This is a genomic window from Paraburkholderia sp. Ac-20340 (assembly GCF_017104965.1).
GTDB lineage: Bacteria > Pseudomonadota > Gammaproteobacteria > Burkholderiales > Burkholderiaceae > Paraburkholderia.
On sequence record NZ_JAAGPR010000006.1, the window covers coordinates 85,545 to 103,763 of the forward strand.

The following is an 18,219-nucleotide window of genomic DNA, read 5'->3' on the forward strand; positions in this document are numbered from 1 at the left end:
GTTGCACAACAAGGAATCGCGATGACGAAACAATCCATCCATTCGCTACAGATCGGCATGCACTGGTTCCCCGAGCGTGCTGGTGGCCTCGATCGCATGTATTACTCGCTGGTGGGCGCGTTGCCCGGTGCCGGCGTACACGTACGCGGCGTCGTGGCGGGCTCGCCGAAGGTGGCCGAAGACAGCGGCGGCGCGATCCAGGGCTTCGGCTCGGCGGCACGCGCGTTGCCGTTCCGCCTGATGGACGCGCGCCGTGCGTTGCGCAGCGAAATCCGTCGCCATCGTCCGGACGTCATTTCCTCGCACTTCGCGCTGTACACCTTTCCGGGTCTCGACGTTACGCGCGGCATTCCGCAGGTCTCGCATTTTCAGGGACCCTGGGCCGACGAGAGCTTTGTCGAAGGCGCCGCCACGCTGAGCCAGCGCATCAAGCATTCGCTCGAACAATCGGTGTACGAACGATCGTCGCGGCTCATCGTGCTGTCGAAAGCATTCGGCGACATTCTCACGAAGCGCTATGCGATCTCGCCCGATCGCGTGCGTATCGTGCCCGGTTGCGTGGATACGGCCCATTTCGATCCGGCCTGCTCGCAGGGCGAGGCGCGTCTGCGTCTGCAATTGCCGCAGAATCGCCCGATCATTCTGGCTGTGCGCCGCCTCGTGCGCCGCATGGGACTGGAAGATCTGATCGACGCGGTCAAGCAGGTCAAGCAGCGCCACCCGGACATTCTGCTGCTGATCGCGGGGCGCGGGCGTCTGCAAGGGGAACTGCAACAGCGTATCGACGAAGCGGGTCTCACGGATAACGTCAAGTTGCTGGGCTTCGTGCCCGACGCGCATCTGCCTTCGCTGTATCGCGCCGCCACGTTGAGCGTGGTGCCCACGGTCGCGCTCGAAGGCTTCGGGCTGATCACGGTGGAATCGCTTTCCGCCGGCACGCCGGTGCTGGTGACGCCGGTGGGCGGTTTGCCGGAAGCGGTGGCGGGTCTGTCGCCGGATCTGGTGTTGCCGGAAACGGGCGCGGCCGCGATTGCCGAAGGTATCGACGCCGCGCTTTCCGGGCGCATCAAACTACCGGATGAAGCAGCGTGCAAAGCCTACGCGCGCGAGCATTTCGACAATGCCGTGATTGCAAAACGCGTGGCCGATGTTTATGCCGAAGCGATTGCCGCGCATTGAGTTTATCGTGCGCTAAAACGAAATCGCCGCTCGAAAGAGCGGCGATTGATTTTGCAGATTCTCAAAACGGATTCTTCAGGCTTTACCAAGCCGTTTGCGTGCGTCCTCGTACATCCAGCGCAGCGTTTCCTCGATAGACCGGCGTTCGCTTTCGCCAATGAGCGTGCGCAGTTTCGCATTCGAACCGACCAGATGGCGCACTTCATTCGCACGCACAAAACGCGGGTCGATCTTCACCTCGATCGAATAGCCCGCAATCCGCGCGAGCGAAGCGAGAATTTCGCCGAGCGTCCAGCCCGTACCCGAGCAGACATTCACGGTCTTGCCACGCGGCGCCACGGCGATGAGTCTTGCGTAAGCATCGACGACATCGCGCACATCGGAAAAATCGCGGCTCACATCGATATTGCCGAGTGAGATCGTACGGTCGCCGCGCGCGTAATGCTCGACGATCTTCGGCAGCAGAAAGTCCGTGCTCTGGCCCACGCCCGTGTAGTTGAACGGACGCGCGATCACCAGCGGCAATTGCGCGTTCCAGCGCTTCGCCACGTATTCCATCGCGAGCTTGCTGACCGCGTAATCGTTGGCCGGTTGCGGGGCAACGGTTTCGTCGATCATGCCGGGCGTGACGTTGCCGTAGACGTTTGCGCTGCTGGCGATCAGCACGGCGCGCGGCACATGCTGCTGCTGCGCGACGGTCTCCAGCAGATTGCGCGTGCCCACCACGTTGACGACGTAAGTGCGCGCAACATCGCCATCGGCGACATTGGCGATGGCCGCGAGATGGACCACGACGTCGGGCCGTGCTGTTTCGACCGCGTGCGCCAGCGCCTCGCGATCGAGCAGATCGGCGGCGAGAGGCGTGACGACGCCCTGCAACTCATTCGCGGCGATGCTCTCGCCCGCGCGCACGGTGCCCCATACGCGATAGCCGTCGGCCGCAAGGTGCGCCGCCATATAGCGCCCCGTGAAGCCGTTGACGCCGGTAATCAGGGCGCGCGGCGCTGGCGCCGCGCTGGAAGGATCAGAACGTGTCATGTCGTTCGTTGCGTGCCAGATCGGCTGTCACCATCATCTGGCAAAGCTGTTCTAGCGAGGTTTGCGGTTCCCAGCCGAGCTTGCTGCGCGCCTTGTCGGCGTTACCGATCAGCAGATCGACTTCGGCGGGGCGGTAAAAACGCGGGCTGACGCGCACCAGCGTACGGCCCGTGGAAATATCGACGCCGGTTTCGCGCTCGCCACGGCCCGACCATTCGAGCTGGAAGCCAGCGGCTGCGAAAGCCATCGTCACGAAATCGCGCACCGTTTCAGTGCGGCCGGTTGCCAGCACATAAGTATCCGGGTCGCTGGCCTGCAGCATACGCCACATGCCTTCGACGTACTCGGAAGCATAGCCCCAGTCGCGTTTGGCGTCGAGATTGCCGAGTTCCAGCACGTTGGCCTTGCCGAGTTTGATCTTGGCGACCGTGTCGGTAATCTTGCGCGTGACGAATTCGCGGCCGCGCAGCGGCGATTCGTGATTGAACAGAATGCCGCTGGTCGCAAAGATATCGTAAGACTCGCGATAATTGACGGTCGACCAGTGCGCGAAAAGTTTGGCAATACCGTACGGGCTGCGCGGATAAAACGGCGTGTCTTCGCGCTGCGGAACCGCTTGCACCTTGCCGAACATTTCGGACGTGGACGCCTGATAAAAGCGCATACGCGGATTCACCACGCGAATCGCTTCGAGCAGATTGAGCGCGCCGATGCCGGTGACTTCGGCGGTGGTGACGGGTTGATCGAACGACACGCCCACGAAGCTTTGTGCGGCGAGGTTATAGATTTCGCCGGCTTGCGCGCGTTCGAGCAGACGCAGCGTCGAACCCGCATCGGTGAGATCGTGCTCGACGAGTTCGAGCGAAGGATGATCGGTGACGCCGAGTTCGTTCATGCGCCAGAAGTTAACCGAACTGGTGCGTCGATAAGTGCCGACCACCTGATAGCCCTTGTCGAGCAGCAGCTTGGTCAGATATGCGCCGTCCTGGCCGGATACGCCGGTAATGATCGCTTTGCGTCGTTCGTTCATGTGTAGGCCTTTGAAGTAGCGAACGTGATAGGGAATCGGTCTTTCAGGACTGCGAGCTGGTTGCGCTCACGCTGTTGCGCACGGTGGCGCCGGCAGCGATGCGATGGCTCGGGCCGCGCGTGAGACGTTTTTCGAAAAGAAACCAGCTTGCGCTTGCATAGACGAGCGTGAGGGTGAGTGCGATGGCCGCGCTTACGGGACGGCTGTAATGAAGCGGCCATACCGCGTAAAGAATCGTGAGGTGAATCAGATAGATCGTGTAGCTGATGGTGCCGATATAGACGAGCACCGGATTGCAGAGCAGGCGCTTGACCCAACCCTTCGATTGCAGCGCAACCACGACCGCCGACGTGCAAAGCACGAGCGAGACGCTATAAAGCAGCGCATTTGAGAGCGGCGTGTTCATGCCGCGAAAACGCGGGTAATGCAGATGCAGCCAGGCGAGCACGGCAAGCGCGGCGAAAAACAGGATCGCCGCAGGAATCTTGAACGGCTCCAGCGCGTTGCGGTCGCGGCGCACGAGCACGGCGAGCAGCGCGCCTGCCGCGAGCAGGTCCATGCGGAACGGGGTGAGGTAATAGATCGGCCAATAGGTGGCGAACCACGGCGTAGCAATCGCGCGCAGCACCGGCACGATAACGATCAGCGAGGCGGCCACCACGGCAAGCCAGCGTTGCGGCAGTAACAGCACCACGAAGGGCCAGAAAATATAGAACTGCTCTTCGACCGCTAGCGACCAGAGAATATTGAGGCTGTCGTGGCCGCTCTGACCGAGCGCATCGCCGATATTCGTGGCGAAGAATGCATACCACGGCCAGTAATGGGCCCAACCGAAGCCGAATAGCAGCGATGAAACGATCATCAGCAAAATGTACGGCGGCAGGATGCGGCGCACACGGCGCGCATAAAAGTAGCTGAAATACGATTGCCCGCGCGCTTTACGCTCCAGCAGGATGCCGGTGATCAGAAAACCGCTTAGCACGAAAAATAAATCGACACCCATCCAGAGCGGCGCGCGCAAGGCGTGTTGCGCGAACACGGCAAGCACGGCGAATGCACGCATGCCGTCGAGCTGGACGATACGGTGCGAATGTTGGGGGGGCGCGCTGGTCAGGCTGTTGACGGTCATCGGCTATCCGGTGGATTTCATGCATGCATAGTCCAGACGATTCTAGAAAGAATTTATTGGGCAAAAAGTCCGAAATATATCGACTTGTAAATTCTGAAAATGAATCGCGTGCCGATGTCCCGGGAATCGGTAAGTTTGGAATAGGGGCGGAAAGAATTGCCTGTTGGGATGGAAGGGCGGCGCGAGGAGCGCGCTGGCGACCGCGTGGGCCGCCCGTTTGGCCGGCGTTTCGACTGGCAGATTCGGTTAAATCGAATTTGCATTTCGAGTCCTGGTTTTTCCTACTTGTCAATGAGGATGGATGTCAGATTTGCGCTTTATCTACGATTTATCTTTGACGGTTATCAAATATAAGTGCGGTTTACGATTGTTCTGATTAAATCGGTCTATAAATGAAGCGTGGTTCTTGACGTTTGAAATTCATCACTGAAATCGTTAAAGCCATTTTCCAATCGCCGATAAATAGATTCGCTGATGCGAAGGGATCTTCCATTGGCTTTTTTCGGGCTTTATCTAGCATGAAGCAATCGATCAACCTGGGCTGTGAATACTGTCTGGAGCTTTGGCCATGTACATCATCTACGACGCAAAGATCGATGATCGTTCGAACAAATGGTATGGAACGATCGTTATCTCGAACATGCGATTCGGTGACGGACATCCGATTACGCTGAAATCGTATCTGTCGATCAATTTTTCTTCTCCGGCGGTAGTGAGTCCAATGGGAATCTCGCCGGCATTCGCGCAATCGGTGATCGGCGATATCACCACGGCGAACAAGGCAACAGGCGACGGCACGTACGACGTCAATGCGATCGTGCCGGTGAACTGGCCATATACGTTGCAGGCGAGCGATGAAATCAGGCTGGGCCTGTATGGAAACCTGACCGGGAGCGCGAACCGGTGGGTGGAATTCATCATTCTGGGCGCCGATGTTTCGCCATTTTCCGCCATTGATCTGCCTGTCTCGCAGCGGCAGCGTGAGCGAATAGGGGAGCCGCTACAGGGAAGGCAGCACTTCGCCAATGAGTCGCCCTTTCAATGGCGCGGAAAGCCCGAAGAGGATTGAGCGGATTCAGCGGAACAGCCAACGCATTCGAAATGCTATGGCGAGGAGGTTTATCGAGGAAATCACACATTTACAGCGTTTTTCAGCGAAACCTGTTTCTTCTACCAGAGATGGCTGAGCCCACAGGCGAGGCCATTCGCGAGGGATATCATGAGCATCATCTACGACGCAGTAGTGGCGAGCGGTGCAAGCCAATGGTATGGCGAGATCATCGTTTCGAATATCCGAAACGACGATGAAACGTCCGTCAACATCAACACTTACCTGGCGATGAATTTCCATGTGCCGGGGACGGTGAGCGCGGGTGACATTACGCCGCAATTTTCGACGTGGGTAACCGGCCCAGTCACGGCGAGCTCCACCGCATTGGGCGACAATACGTACACGGTCGACGCCAACATTCCGTTCACAGAGCCCTATACATTGCGCCCGAGCGATCAGATCACGATTGGCGTGAACGGTGACCTCACCCAGGATACGGCCGAATGGCTCGATTCGTTTGTGTTTGGCGCCGATGCACCTCCGGCCGTCAATGGCACGGTGGTCGTGACTTGTGCGGCATGCCCCGATCCGGCGCTGGAAGGCATAACGGTGCAATTGACGTTTTCGCAGGGTAGCAGTTCCAGTACCTATTCTATTGCCTATAATAATTCGGTTTCCTTATCAATGGCGCAGGGAACCTATCAGATCACGGCGAGCGATCTCAGCACGGATGACCAGACGGTCATCGCGCCAGTGGTGGTTGCTCCTCCGGAAGTGGATGTCGCCATCGGCCAGACTTCCGATGTCTCGGTGGTTTTCGATACCGTTCAGTATTACTCTGCGCTAGACGTATCGATCGGCGATCTGCAGGGACTCGCCAACGAAACGCTGGCCGTGACCGTCACCGATCAGGGCTCCGGTACTATGCTGGCTTCTTTTAGCGCCAGTCCTGGCAGCGTAACGTCGTTGCGTAAGCTCCCTGCATCGGGTACGGCAGCGATCACCGTACAGCCCATGACGGTGAACAACGTAAGCTACACGTTCGACGTGCCGCCGGTTACGCTGGCCAACAGCCTTCAGACCGCCACGATCAGCGATGCGAATGTCACGACCGCGCCTGTCGACACGACCGGATTCGTCAACGTGCCGATCGACATGCAGGTTTCCAGCGCAGTCTCCGATAGCCTGGTGATTCGTATCGTGAGCAGTAGCATGAGCTATTCGCAGTCATTCCGGACTGTGACCCAAAGCACGGCGTTCAGCGTTCCGGTCAAGCCCGACAGTTATACGGTGGATGCCGCGGACTTTATCGATGCGGGCATCGTCTACGACGTTGAAGTGCCCGCGCAATTCATTGTGTCCGCCGATGGCAGCGCGACGCTGAATGTGTCGATTTCCGCGTCCGCGAATCTGAACGTCAAGGGCTTTCCGTCGTTTCTTTCGTTCGGTGGGTGCACGGATCTTGTCAAGAGCAACGCGACCGATTTCACCACTGCGCGGGCCAGTTCGATCTTCGTCTATGCGGGTGTCGACGGCGCGGGCGATCCCGGCACGTATGAAACGGCCGATGTGCAGACACAATCGCTCATGGACCTGGCGCGGCAGGTCGAACAGGATTTGCTCGCAGCCGGTACGCCGCAGAACGTGCTGCCTGTGCCCATCTGCTACACCTGCAATCTGTCTGGTGGCAACCCGGAAGTTGTGCTCGCTGATTCCGAAGCGCACGCACATAGTTTTGCCAACTACATTCTCACGCTGAATACCGCAGGCGCCTATCTGGATGAGGAACATCCCGTGCCGGCGGGAGTCATCGTCAATCCGGATTTTCTGGGCACCTGCCAGCAGGCCAATCTCGGCCCGGACTACGCCATGCCAGTGCATGCGCCGCTTCAAGAGGCGCTGACTCACTGGAATATGACCGTAACCATTCCGCCGGAGATCGAGGACAACATTGCAGGCTATGTTATGGCAGTAAACTGGCTTACCCACGTCGTAGCGCCGTGGGCGACGTTTGGCTGGCAAATCAATCTGTGGGATACGGGTGACTCGGAGTGGATCTACGACAGCAGTGTCGACCCAGCCGACAAAGCGAAGTCGACGGCCGACTATATCGTCAGCGTCGGTGCCTATAACCCGCCTTACGCGCCGAATTTTCTCGCCATCGACCGCTATGAAGCCGATGACTACGAACAGCGCGGCTATATGAATCACTACTGCTACGGCCCGCTTGAATGGTCGCGTTATTTCGACTTCTGCGCCGCGATGAGTCGTGCGCTCAAGCTTCCTGTCATGCCCTGGCAGATTCCGTCGAGTCGCACGCCGAATACAACCGATGTCATACCGGTCGATTTCGAAGGCCAGCATTGGGGCACGGGCGGCAGTTATATTCTCGGCGATTCCGCGATTGGGTCCGATTATCACAACGTCAACGCCAATATCCTCGCGCTGCAGTTTCCTGCTGAAGCGCAGGCGTATATGGGCGAAACGGCACAGGATATGTATATCCGCTCCGAGCCGTTCGATATGACAAACCCCGCCTATGGCGATTTTCCATTGCGCGGAATTTTCGCGGTGCTGCTCGGCGGCGGATCGACTACGGGGATTGTCTCGACAATCGGCAATCCCGAGCCCTGGGTGCGTAACAAACTCAATGCCTATATGGCGAATCCGATTCCGTTCGATTCGTCCGCGCCAGCGAAGAAGGGCTGATTTCTTCGATTAGGGCCACTTCGGGAAGCGGCAAATAGTGCCTCTTTAATTCAAGGAGCACGTCGCGCATAAGGCAATTAATTCCTGCTTTCGCGCAATCGTCCTCGTGCGGTCGTCGATGCACCAATGGCGACCGCTGCTGCATTTCTCGCCATGCGTATCGCGTCATTTGCGCCACCGTTGCCATCGGCGATTCACATTTCGCACATCATTTAACGCGTTGCGCTTATTGGCGCACCACACACCGTAAGCGCCAATAAACATTGAATTTTTTTGAATTATTTTCGGATTTTGTGGGGTCATTTTTCTTCGGGAATGTACGGCATGATCCAGCCAGATTGCCGTCAACCCGGAGGGATTGCCTTGTCGTTTCCGATTCCCGACCGCCGTATGCGCAGGACGCTGGCGTTCGCCGCGCTGAGTGCGTTCGTCTGTACCTCGTCGGTGCAGACCATCGCCGCGCCGCAACTCAATGTCACGACCTCGTGGATCGGTAACACCTATGGCTACGGTCAGGGCACGTGGATGCAGATCAACGTTACCGCGATTGCCGTTACGCCGGAAGGCAAGGTTTACACGAACGCGCCGTGGGACGAGAGCGGTGGCGAGATCAGTGCGTATCAGGACGGCAAGGCGCTCGGCTTCGCCGGCGGCACGCATGGCTGGGGCGGGCAGGGCGGCAACGCCGTAGCCGTCAACCATCGTTATCTGTATGCGGCGGTGGGTGTGGGCAACGAGAAGGGGCATCTGGTGGGCGGCGGTATCTGGCCGGATAAGGGCCGCCAGTGGTTCGGCATCACGCGCAGGCCGCTGGATGAGCCCAAGCGCGCTGCGGCCTTCCAGGCGTCGCCTCAGCCGCTTAATCCGCATGCGCAGCTGGCCGGTGCTTTCCTCAAGATCGCCGATGTGCCGACTGGCACGCAAAATGGCATCGGTGGCCTCGCCGCAACCGATGCGCTGCTCTATGTGAGCAACACGGCGATGAACCGCATCGAGGTCTACGACGCCAACTCGATGCAACGCAAATCGCAATTCGACGTGCACGAGCCGGGCCGCATTGCGATCGCCGGCGACGGTACGCTCTGGGTGCTCACGGGCACCGCGACCGATCGCGCGCCGCGCGTCGCGCATTATTCCGCCGATGGCAAGCCGCTTGGCGAGACGTTCGATCTGCCCGCCGATTCGATGGCCGTCGATCTCGCGGTCGATCCTGCGCAGCGCATTCTCGTCGCCGACAACGGCCCGCGCCAGCAGATCCTGATCTACGCGCGCAATGGCAAGGGCTATACGCCAGGCGGCACCCTGGGCGAGCGCGGCGGCATTTTCTCGGGCGTGCCGGGCCGTCCGGGCCCTGGCCGCTTTAATGGCCTGACCGGCGTAGGCACGGATGCCAAGGGCAATATCTACGTCTCCACCAATGGTATTGGGCCGAAGCACGACACCATCGGTGCGGGGCTGGGCGCGACGCTCGAAAGCTATACGCCGGCCGGCAAGCGCCTCTGGAACCTGGAAGGCCTGTTGTTTGTGGACGGCGCCTGGGTGGACCCGGCGCGGCCCAATAGCGTTTATACCGGCAACAAGCGTTTCGAACTCGATCTTTCGAAGCCGCCGGGACAGGACTGGAAATATGCAGGATTCCTGTCGAACCGGTTCAAGTATCCCGATGATCCGGTTTTTCACACGGATCAATGGCCGGGCCTGCCGACTGCGCGATCCCTGAATGGCCACACGTTTCTGTTCCTCACCGACATGTATGCGGACCATCTGAAGATCTATCGCTTCGATGCGCAGCGTGACGGCGAGGTGGCGATTCCCGCGGGTTTCCTCGCGGGCCGCGAGCGCCCGGTGCTGCACGTGCCGAATGCGCCGCCGGGCGGCGACTGGATCTGGCGCGATACGAACGGTAACGGCGCTTTCGATAGCGACGAGTTCACGCACAATCCCGGCCGCGAAAAGCTGGGCGGCGGCTGGGGCTGGTGGATCGATACGCGCGGCGATATCTGGCGTGCACGCGACGAAAAAGGTATCTGGCGCTGGCGTTTTGGCGGGCTCGATGCGAAGGGCAATCCGATCTACAGCTACGACAAGCTCGACAAGTACGACATTCCCGCGCCGTTCACCGAAGTGCATCGCGCGATCTACGAACCAGAAACCGATTCGCTTTATGTGACCGGCTATACGGCCGATGCGCCGCATGATCCCGGCTTCTGGAAAGAGGCCGGCCGCGTGCTGGTGCGTTACGACAAATGGACGAGCGGCCATCCCGAGCAGCGCTATGTGCTGCGCTTGCCGTGGGATCCGAAAGCGAAGCCGCCGGTGACGCCTGCAGGCCTCACGGTGGAAGGCCGCTACATCTTCGTGGTGGAGCCTGCGGGTGGCGTCCACGTGTTCGACAAGGAGTCCGCGAAGGAGGTCGGTACGTTCGGCCCCGGCGCGGAGGTGGGCAATACGTCGGGGTGGGTGGACGTGCCGTTCGGTATCACGGCGCATCGCCAGCCCAACGGCGAGTACCTGATCTTCGTAGAGGAAGACGCGCGCGGCAAGGTGCTCATGTACCGCTGGAAGCCGGCTTGATCGGCTTGATCGGTTCGATCCACTCAGGCCCACATTCCGCACGCTACAGGAAACCGCATGGATAAAGGCATATTACGCAACGTCGCGATCAATCTGTTCGGGCTGATCCTGCCGACTTTTGTATCGCTGGTCACGGTGCCGTCGTACATCAAGATGCTTGGCGTCGAACGCTATGGCGTGATCGCGCTCGTCTGGACGCTGATCGGCTATTTCAGCGTGCTCGATCTGGGCATGAGCATGGCCGCGCAGAATCATATTTCGAAGGCCTACGCCTCGAAAGACACCGAGGCCTGCGAGCGTGTGTTCTGGAGCGCGTTCTGGCTCAACTTCACGACCGGCGTGATTGGCGGGCTGTTGATTTATTCGGGCGGCGCTTTGTATACGGCGTATTTCACGCATGTGACGCCCGAATTGCGCCACGAGGTTTATCTCGCGCTGCCCTGGCTCGCGGTGGCGATTCCTGTCGCCAATGTTTCGTGGGTGTTTGCCGGTGCGATCAATGGCGCCGAGCGCTTTGGCATCTACAACACCAACCAGACGCTGGGCACATTCCTGTTCCAGTTGCTGCCGCTGGGCGCGGCATGGGCCATCGCGCCGAATCTGCAGACCGTATTGGCCGCTGCCGTGCTCGCGCGTCTTTTCGCCGGCATCTTGCTGGGGCGCTCCGCGCTACGCGTGCTCGGCATTCGTCAAATGCGCGGGCCGCGCTTCGATACGTCGAAAGCGCTATTCAATTTCGGCGGCTGGATGCTGATTGCCAGCATCACGACGATGATCGCCGATTCGCTCGACCGCATGATGCTGGGCGCCGGTCTGGGCGCGCGTTTCGTGACTTATTACACGGTGCCGCAGAACCTGGTGACGCGCCTGAACATGGTGCCGAACGCGCTGGTGCGTACGCTGTTTCCGCGCCTTTCCGCGCTGCGCCGCGAACACGCCGATGAAATCGCCGCACAGTCGCTGCAATTCCTCAACGCCGTCTTCACGCCGGTGGCGATTGGCGCAATCGTGGTGCTGGAGCCCTTCCTGCGTTTGTGGGTTGGCCCGGTGATCGCGGAGCACGGCGCGCCGGTGGGGCGCTTTCTGATCGTCGCCGTGTGGCTGATCGGACAGGCCGGCGTCACACGCATTCTGATCCAGTCGCAGAACAATCCCGCTGCTGCAGCGCGCGTGGGCCTGATCGAACTGCCGCTGTTCGCGGGGCTGTTGTGGCTCGGTATCGACCATTTCGGTCTGCCGGGCGCCGCGGCTGCGGTGTTGTTCCGCTCGCTGTTCGACTACGTGGTCCTGCTGTGGCTCGCGCGCATTCATAGCCGCGCAATCGTCGTCGATATGTTTGCACACCTGAGTTTTCTTGCCGCTGCGCTGGCTATTGCGTGGTGGTTGCCGGACGCGGTCTATGCAATCGGTGCGGGCGTCGTGCTGGCCCTTGCCAACTGTGTCTGGTCGGTGGCAACCACGCCGCTGTTGCGTGGTTATGCCCGTTCCCTCCTGTTTCGACTAAATTCACGGAAAAGCGCATGAGTCACGAACTGATCGACGAAGCGGCGCCGTCCGAACGCGCCGCGATGCCCCAGCAACGGCGCGAAAGCCCGTCCACGGTACGCGGTGAACTGCGCGCGGTGAGCACGGCATCGAGTGCTTATACGAATGAGGCGGCACGCGAAACACGGCGCCAGCCACGCGTGGCGATCGTGCACGACTGGCTCGTGACCTATGCGGGCGCGGAACGCGTGCTCGAGCAGATCATCGATTGCTTCCCGGAAGCGGATCTGTTCTCCGTGGTCGATTTCGTCGACGACAAGGATCGCGGCTTTCTGCGCGGCAAACGCGCGAAGACGTCGTTTATCCAGCGTCTGCCGAAGGCGCGCACGCGTTATCGCGCGTATCTGCCGTTCATGCCGCTGGCGATCGAGCAACTCGACGTTTCGGGCTACGACGTGGTGATTTCCAGTTCGCACGCCGTCGCCAAAGGCGTGCTGACCGGGCCGGATCAATATCACATCAGCTATGTGCATTCGCCGATCCGCTATGCGTGGGATCTCCAGCATCAGTATCTGCAGGAGTCGCGTCTCACGCGCGGACCTAAATCGATGCTGGCGCGCCTGATTCTTCACTACATCCGCAATTGGGATGTGCGCACGGCCAATTCCGTCGATCAATTCGTGGCGAATTCCGAATTTATCGCGCGGCGTATTCACAAGGTTTATCAGCGCGATGCGGAAGTCGTTTATCCGCCTGTCGACGTCGATTCATTCGAACTGGAAACGCGCAAGGAAGACTTTTATCTGACCGCTTCGCGTCTCGTGCCGTACAAGAAGATCGATCTGATCGTCGAGGCGTTTTCGCGCATGCCGGACAAGCGCCTCGTCGTGATCGGCGATGGCCCGGATATGCAGAAGGTGCGCGCCAAAGCGGGGCCGAATGTCGAAGTCATGGGTTATCAGCCGTTTTCCGTGCTGCACGATCGCATGCGCCGCGCGAAGGCATTCGTTTTCGCGGCGGAAGAGGACTTCGGCATTTCGGTGGTGGAAGCGCAGGCGTGTGGTACGCCGGTGATTGCGTATGGCAAGGGCGGGGCGCTCGAAACCGTGCGCGATACGGGCTCGCAGCCGACCGGTCTGTTCTTCGAAGAGCAGCGCGCCGAAGCGATCATCGCAGCCGTGGAAACGTTCGAGCGCGATCCCGGGCGTTTCCGTGCCGAAGATTGCCGCCATAACGCCGAGCGTTTTTCGTCGAAGCATTTCCGCGACCGCTTCTTTAATCAGGTGGCGTGCGCCGTTCCGGCGATTGCGGCAGTGGGTCCTGCACATCTGAATCCGCAGCGCGCACTGGATGCGGCGGCGGCCGCAGCACTGGAAAGCGCGCCGCGTGTGCTGGCGATCGACCAGAGCGGCGTTTTGGGCGGCGCTGAATTATCGCTGCTGGAAGTGGTGAAAGGACTGAAGGCGCACATCGAAGTGCTGCTGTTCAACGACGGTCCGTTCCGCGAAGCGCTCGACGCCGCTGGCGCGCGTGTGGATGTGGTGGATTCGGGTGCGCTGCGCAACGTGCGCCGCGATGGCGGAGCGGTGCCGAAACTCGGCGTGATTGCGGGCATTGCAGGGCTCGTGCGCGAAACGCGCCGTCGTGCGCGTGGTGCGGACGTGCTCTACGCGAACACGCAACGCGCGATGGTGATTGGCGTGCTGGCCGGCAAACTCGCGCGCAAGCCGGTGGTCTGGCATCTGCGCGATATCGTCAGTGCCGAGCATTTCGGCCGCGTGCAGCGCGCGATCATCAAGGGCTGCGCGAAGCTCGGTCTCGCGCATGTGATTGCGAATTCACACGCGTCGGCGCAGGTGTTTGCCGAACTCACGCGATTCGATTCGGACCGTATCGACGTCGTGCACAACGGCGTGGACGAATCGCCATTCCGTGCGCTCGCGCGGGTGCCGCAGGCGCAATTGCGCGCGCAGATCGGTCTGCCGCAGGATGCGTTTCTGGTTGGTGCATTCAGCCGCCTGGCGCGCTGGAAAGGCCAGCATGTGTTGCTGGAAGCGCTGCTGCAGGAACCGCGTGCGCATGCTGTATTCGTGGGCGCGCCGCTGTTTGGCGAAGACGCTTACGCGCAGGAATTGCATGAATACGTCGCCGCGCACGGTTTGGGCGATCGGGTTCATTTTCTGGGCTTCCGGCACGATATCGCAGCCTGTATGCGGGCGATGGATGTGATCGTCCATACGTCGATCACGCCGGAGCCGTTTGGCCGTGTGATCGTCGAAGGCATGCTGGCGCAGCGTCCGGTGGTGGCATCGCGCGATGGCGGTGTGAAGGAGATCGTCGAACACGGCAAGAGCGGGCTGCTGTGCACGCCTGGCGACGCGCAGGCGCTGGCTTCGACGCTCGCGGCGCTGCACGACGATCAGGCGCTGCGCGAGCGGCTCGCACGCAACGGCCTGCTGGTCGCGCGCGAACGCTTCGGCAAGGAACAGTACGTGGAAGCTGTGGGGCGCGTGCTGGATGGTGTAGTGACGCGAGCGCGCTAGGTCGTATCCAGTTGCGCTGGGTGCTCGCAAGGCAGGAACTCAGGGAGAAGCGGGAATAAGCCGTTAAAAAGGCAGCAGTAAAAAGCGGGGCCGCCAGTCAGGCGGCCCCGCTTTATTTGTATCGAAGACTTTGTTCAGGCAGCGCGCTTGCGAAGCCGTGCGGCGACATTCAGGGCAGGACGCTCGAACAGGCGATAGAAGACCCACGCGACCGGCAACACGGCAAGCGTGAAGCCGAACGAAGCCCAGATCGAGGTTTGCAGTTCCGAGCGGAACAGCAGCGAGCCAAGCAGCACGAACAGCGGCAAATGAATCAGATAGAGCGAATAGCTGAATTCGCCGAGCTTCGAGAACAGCGGCATGAGCACGCCGAGGGTGGGGATGGGCCGCGACAGCGCTTTCACCAGATAGCACGCGAACGCACACGCCCAGAGCTGGAAAGCGCCGTACTGGCCGAAGTGAAACGCGGCACAGCCCGCCACGGCGAACACGGCTGCGGCCGCATAAGCAAAGGGAAAGCCTTCTGAACCGCGCAGACGCGCTTCGGCAATCCACGCGCCGAGCATCCACGAGAACCAGTACGAAGTGAAGAACGTGACGTCGTGCGGCGCCAGCGTGAGGGCGGAAATCACATTGATGACGGCAACGCCGGCCAGGACTGCGTTCAAACCAAAACGCCGGCGTACCGCGAAAAGCAGCGGATAAAGCAGATAGAACTGCACTTCGAGCGACAAGGTCCAGAGCGCGCCATTGGACCCGTAAGTCTTACCGGCTACGCCTTGCAGCGAAAACAGATTGACCAGAAAAGCCTGCGGGCCGATATCGAGAATCTTGTGGCTCACCGGCGTCATGGTGAGACTGATCGAATCCGCGAGGAACGTGAGCGCGAGCGCGGCCAACAGCACCGGGTAGATCCGCACGAAACGGCGCAGCCAGAATTGCCCGGCATCGAGACGATAGTCAGGATTGGCGAGTAATTTTGACGCGCCGCTGCGGTGAATGCAGTAGCCGCTGATGACAAAGAAAATCGGCACGCCCGCTGATCCCCAGGCAATCGGGAAGGTGAGCCACGCGGCAATCGTGCCGGGGCTCGCGAGGCTTGCGTGCATCTGGTGGAAGGCGCCCATGCCGATCCAGGTGACCTGGCGGCAATGAAAATACGCTACCAGCAGGGCGGCAAAGCCGCGCAACGCGTCGATCAGGTGATCGCCGGCGATGGCAGTGGGCCGCGCGGCGGCGGTGGGCATGACGGATGCGGGCGGCAGGACGGTTTCGAGTGCGGGGTCGCTCATCGTGATGGGTGGCCGTGATGGCGCTCGTGGCTATGAGGGGAGGTTACTTTGCGATCATAGGTGCCCGGTCCCGCGAAATTATGCAAAAGTTTTTCAAAAAGTATTCGCGGTGATTAACGGAAAGTGTGGCGAAAATGTCGTAATTGACTCGAAATCAGGAAATAAAACCTTGTAACGTTAAAGCGATTTATTTGCGCGATTTGACCTGATAGTTTGAAGGGGATCGCCTATGATCGCTGGAGAATTCGATGAACCTGCATTTGCTGGCCGGCATTGCCGTGCTATTGATACTCGTCGCGGTATCGGCGTACCGCGAGGCCTTGCGCAACGAGCCTATCCGGCGCTCGCGCACGCAGGCGGGCCGCTTGCCGCCGGCCGACGAAGTCGAGTAAACTGCGCGGGCATGACGTGTCTGTCATTGCGCCACGATCGCACGCCGATCGAATCCGGATCAGGAAAATCATGCCGATTATCCGGGGTGCATGGCAATAATTTCCGCTAGTCTGCCTGATCTTCGTTATCGGCATCGCATTGGATTTTTGTTTCCATTTCTTTATTTCCAGAAGCGGAACAAAGTCGACGCATTCAATATAAAAATTGACCCAAACAGAAACATCGGGGACGCCGGCTTGCCTTGCTGCGAGACCGTTACTCAAACGATCGAACTGGGAATGAACATCATGCTAAAAGTAACCAAAGCGGTATTTCCTGTTGCAGGCCTCGGCACGCGTTTTCTGCCGGCCACCAAGGCCAGCCCCAAGGAAATGCTGCCGATCGTCGACAAGCCGCTGATTCAGTACGCGGTGGAAGAAGCCATCGCCGCCGGCATCACCGAAATGATTTTCGTGACCGGCCGCAGCAAACGCGCCATCGAGGATCATTTCGACAAATCGTACGAGATCGAAGCCGAACTCGAAGCGCGCAACAAACAAAAGCTGCTGGACGTCGTGCGCAGTATTAAACCCAGCAATGTGGACTGTTTCTATGTGCGTCAGGCCGAGGCACTCGGTCTGGGTCATGCCGTGCTGTGCGCGGAAAAGCTGGTGCAGGGCAGCCCGTTTGCTGTGATTCTCGCGGACGACCTGCTTTACAGCCCCAAGCCCGTCATGAAACAGCTCGTGGATACGTTCAACCACTATCACAGCTCGATTGTGGGCGTGGAGTCGATCGCGCGCGAAAATAGCGCGTCTTACGGCATTGTCGATGGCCGCGAGTGGGAAGAGGATGTTTTCAAACTCTCGGGCATCGTGGAAAAGCCCGCGCCTGAAGTGGCGCCGTCGAATCTGGGCGTGGTGGGCCGTTATGTGCTGATGCCGACGATTTTCGATCATCTGCGCGCACTGAAGCCGGGTGCGGGCGGCGAACTGCAACTCACCGACGCGCTGCAATCGCTGCTGACCGACGAGCAGGTGCTCGCTTATCGCTACATGGGCACGCGCTTCGATTGCGGCAGCAAGATCGGCTATCTGAAGGCCACGGTGGAATTCGCGCTGCGTCACCCCGAGGTGAAGGACGAATTCGAAGCCTATCTGCAGAACCATTTGCCGCAGGCGCTGGCTGCTGCGGCTTGAATCGCGACATAACTCTCGGTTGAAACAAGCCTGACAATGCGGCGCGTCTGAATAGAACCCGACGCGCCGCACTACCTGATATCAAGCGTGCGCTTGCCAGAACGCGCGCTGTACACGCATCACGTCGTCCTCCACATCGGCTACGGGGCCGATCAGATCGACGGGCTTCTGGCAGTGATCGAATACATAACGCGACGACACACTCATGGTGGGGTTTTCCGCGTGATTGCCGGTCGCTTCCAGCAGCCGTTCCTCCGTCATGCCATACACCACGCGGCCGATATTGGCCCAGTAGGCCGTGCCCGCACACATGCAGCACGGCTCGACCGACGTATAAAGCGTGCAGTCCCAAAGATAATCGGCGCTGAAATTCATGGCCGCAATACGCGCGAGCACGGCTTCCGCGTGATTGACGGTATCCACGTTGCCTTGTTCGATCAGCACGGTTTCGTGATCGGGGCCGACGAGGATCGCGCCGAACGGATGGTGGCCAAACGACGCGGCGCGCTCGCCCACGGCCGCCGCGCGGCGCAGATGGCGCACGATCTGCTCGTGCGTAGGTGCGCTGCGCGGTGCGGCGGTGATGTCAGTGCTCATCCTGTCTCCTGCATGTGATGT

General features: G+C 60.0%; 13 protein-coding genes. 8 read left to right on the forward strand and 5 right to left on the reverse strand.

The features are described 5' to 3' along the window. Nucleotides 1-21: 21 nt before the first annotated feature. Nucleotides 22-1,179 carry a glycosyltransferase family 4 protein gene (locus G3N59_RS09560; protein WP_205982347.1) on the forward strand — a complete coding sequence of 386 codons (1,158 nt, stop codon included), beginning with the start codon at nt 22-24 and terminating at the stop codon, nt 1,177-1,179. 75 nt (nt 1,180-1,254) lie between these two features. Here G3N59_RS09560 and G3N59_RS09565 read toward each other — a convergent pair whose 3' ends face one another. The 3 genes from G3N59_RS09565 to G3N59_RS09575 are packed head-to-tail and all read right to left on the reverse strand — an operon-like array spanning nt 1,255 to nt 4,376. Further along, nucleotides 1,255-2,217: an SDR family NAD(P)-dependent oxidoreductase gene (locus tag G3N59_RS09565; RefSeq protein ID WP_205982348.1), complete on the reverse strand. Its 963-nt coding sequence runs from the start codon at nt 2,215-2,217 to the stop codon at nt 1,255-1,257. Then, nucleotides 2,204-3,247 (reverse strand): GDP-mannose 4,6-dehydratase, encoded by a 1,044-nt coding sequence (gene gmd, locus G3N59_RS09570; RefSeq protein WP_205982349.1) that lies wholly within the window; start codon nt 3,245-3,247, stop codon nt 2,204-2,206. Before gmd ends, G3N59_RS09565 begins: the two co-directional genes overlap by 14 nt. A gap of 43 nt (nt 3,248-3,290) precedes the next feature. Beyond that, a complete protein-coding gene (locus tag G3N59_RS09575) occupies nt 3,291-4,376 on the reverse strand; it encodes an acyltransferase (protein WP_205982350.1) in 1,086 nt (361 codons plus the stop codon). Between the two features lie 568 nt (nt 4,377-4,944). On the opposite strand from G3N59_RS09575, the gene G3N59_RS09580 reads away from it, so the two are divergent. The 5 genes from G3N59_RS09580 to G3N59_RS09600 all read left to right on the forward strand — a co-directional run bounded on the left by G3N59_RS09580 (nt 4,945) and on the right by G3N59_RS09600 (nt 14,738). After that, nucleotides 4,945-5,445, forward strand: coding sequence for a hypothetical protein (locus G3N59_RS09580; protein WP_205982351.1), 501 nt, complete (start codon nt 4,945-4,947; stop codon nt 5,443-5,445). A gap of 150 nt (nt 5,446-5,595) precedes the next feature. Next, nucleotides 5,596-8,136: a hypothetical protein gene (locus tag G3N59_RS09585; protein ID WP_205982352.1), complete on the forward strand. Its 2,541-nt coding sequence runs from the start codon at nt 5,596-5,598 to the stop codon at nt 8,134-8,136. 390 nt (nt 8,137-8,526) lie between these two features. Next, nucleotides 8,527-10,710 carry a hypothetical protein gene (locus G3N59_RS09590; RefSeq protein ID WP_205982651.1) on the forward strand — a complete coding sequence of 728 codons (2,184 nt, stop codon included), beginning with the start codon at nt 8,527-8,529 and terminating at the stop codon, nt 10,708-10,710. A gap of 57 nt (nt 10,711-10,767) precedes the next feature. Beyond that, a complete protein-coding gene (locus tag G3N59_RS09595) occupies nt 10,768-12,234 on the forward strand; it encodes a flippase (protein ID WP_205982353.1) in 1,467 nt (488 codons plus the stop codon). Beyond that, a complete protein-coding gene (locus G3N59_RS09600; protein ID WP_205982354.1) occupies nt 12,231-14,738 on the forward strand; it encodes a glycosyltransferase family 4 protein in 2,508 nt (835 codons plus the stop codon). Before G3N59_RS09595 ends, G3N59_RS09600 begins: the two co-directional genes overlap by 4 nt. A gap of 134 nt (nt 14,739-14,872) precedes the next feature. Here the strand turns inward: G3N59_RS09600 and G3N59_RS09605 are convergent, their stop codons facing one another. After that, entirely contained in the window at nt 14,873-15,985 is a 1,113-nt protein-coding gene (locus G3N59_RS09605; RefSeq protein ID WP_241023350.1) for an acyltransferase, read from the reverse strand. Nucleotides 15,986-16,278: 293 nt separating this feature from the next. Between G3N59_RS09605 and G3N59_RS09610 the strand changes: the two genes are divergently transcribed. Both G3N59_RS09610 and galU read left to right on the forward strand, forming a co-directional pair. After that, nucleotides 16,279-16,422, forward strand: coding sequence for a hypothetical protein (locus G3N59_RS09610; RefSeq protein WP_167067073.1), 144 nt, complete (start codon nt 16,279-16,281; stop codon nt 16,420-16,422). 288 nt (nt 16,423-16,710) lie between these two features. Further along, nucleotides 16,711-17,601, forward strand: coding sequence for a UTP--glucose-1-phosphate uridylyltransferase GalU (gene galU / locus G3N59_RS09615; RefSeq protein WP_205982356.1), 891 nt, complete (start codon nt 16,711-16,713; stop codon nt 17,599-17,601). 81 nt (nt 17,602-17,682) lie between these two features. Here galU and G3N59_RS09620 read toward each other — a convergent pair whose 3' ends face one another. Next, entirely contained in the window at nt 17,683-18,198 is a 516-nt protein-coding gene (locus G3N59_RS09620) for a nucleoside deaminase (RefSeq protein WP_205982357.1), read from the reverse strand. Nucleotides 18,199-18,219 lie beyond the last annotated feature (21 nt).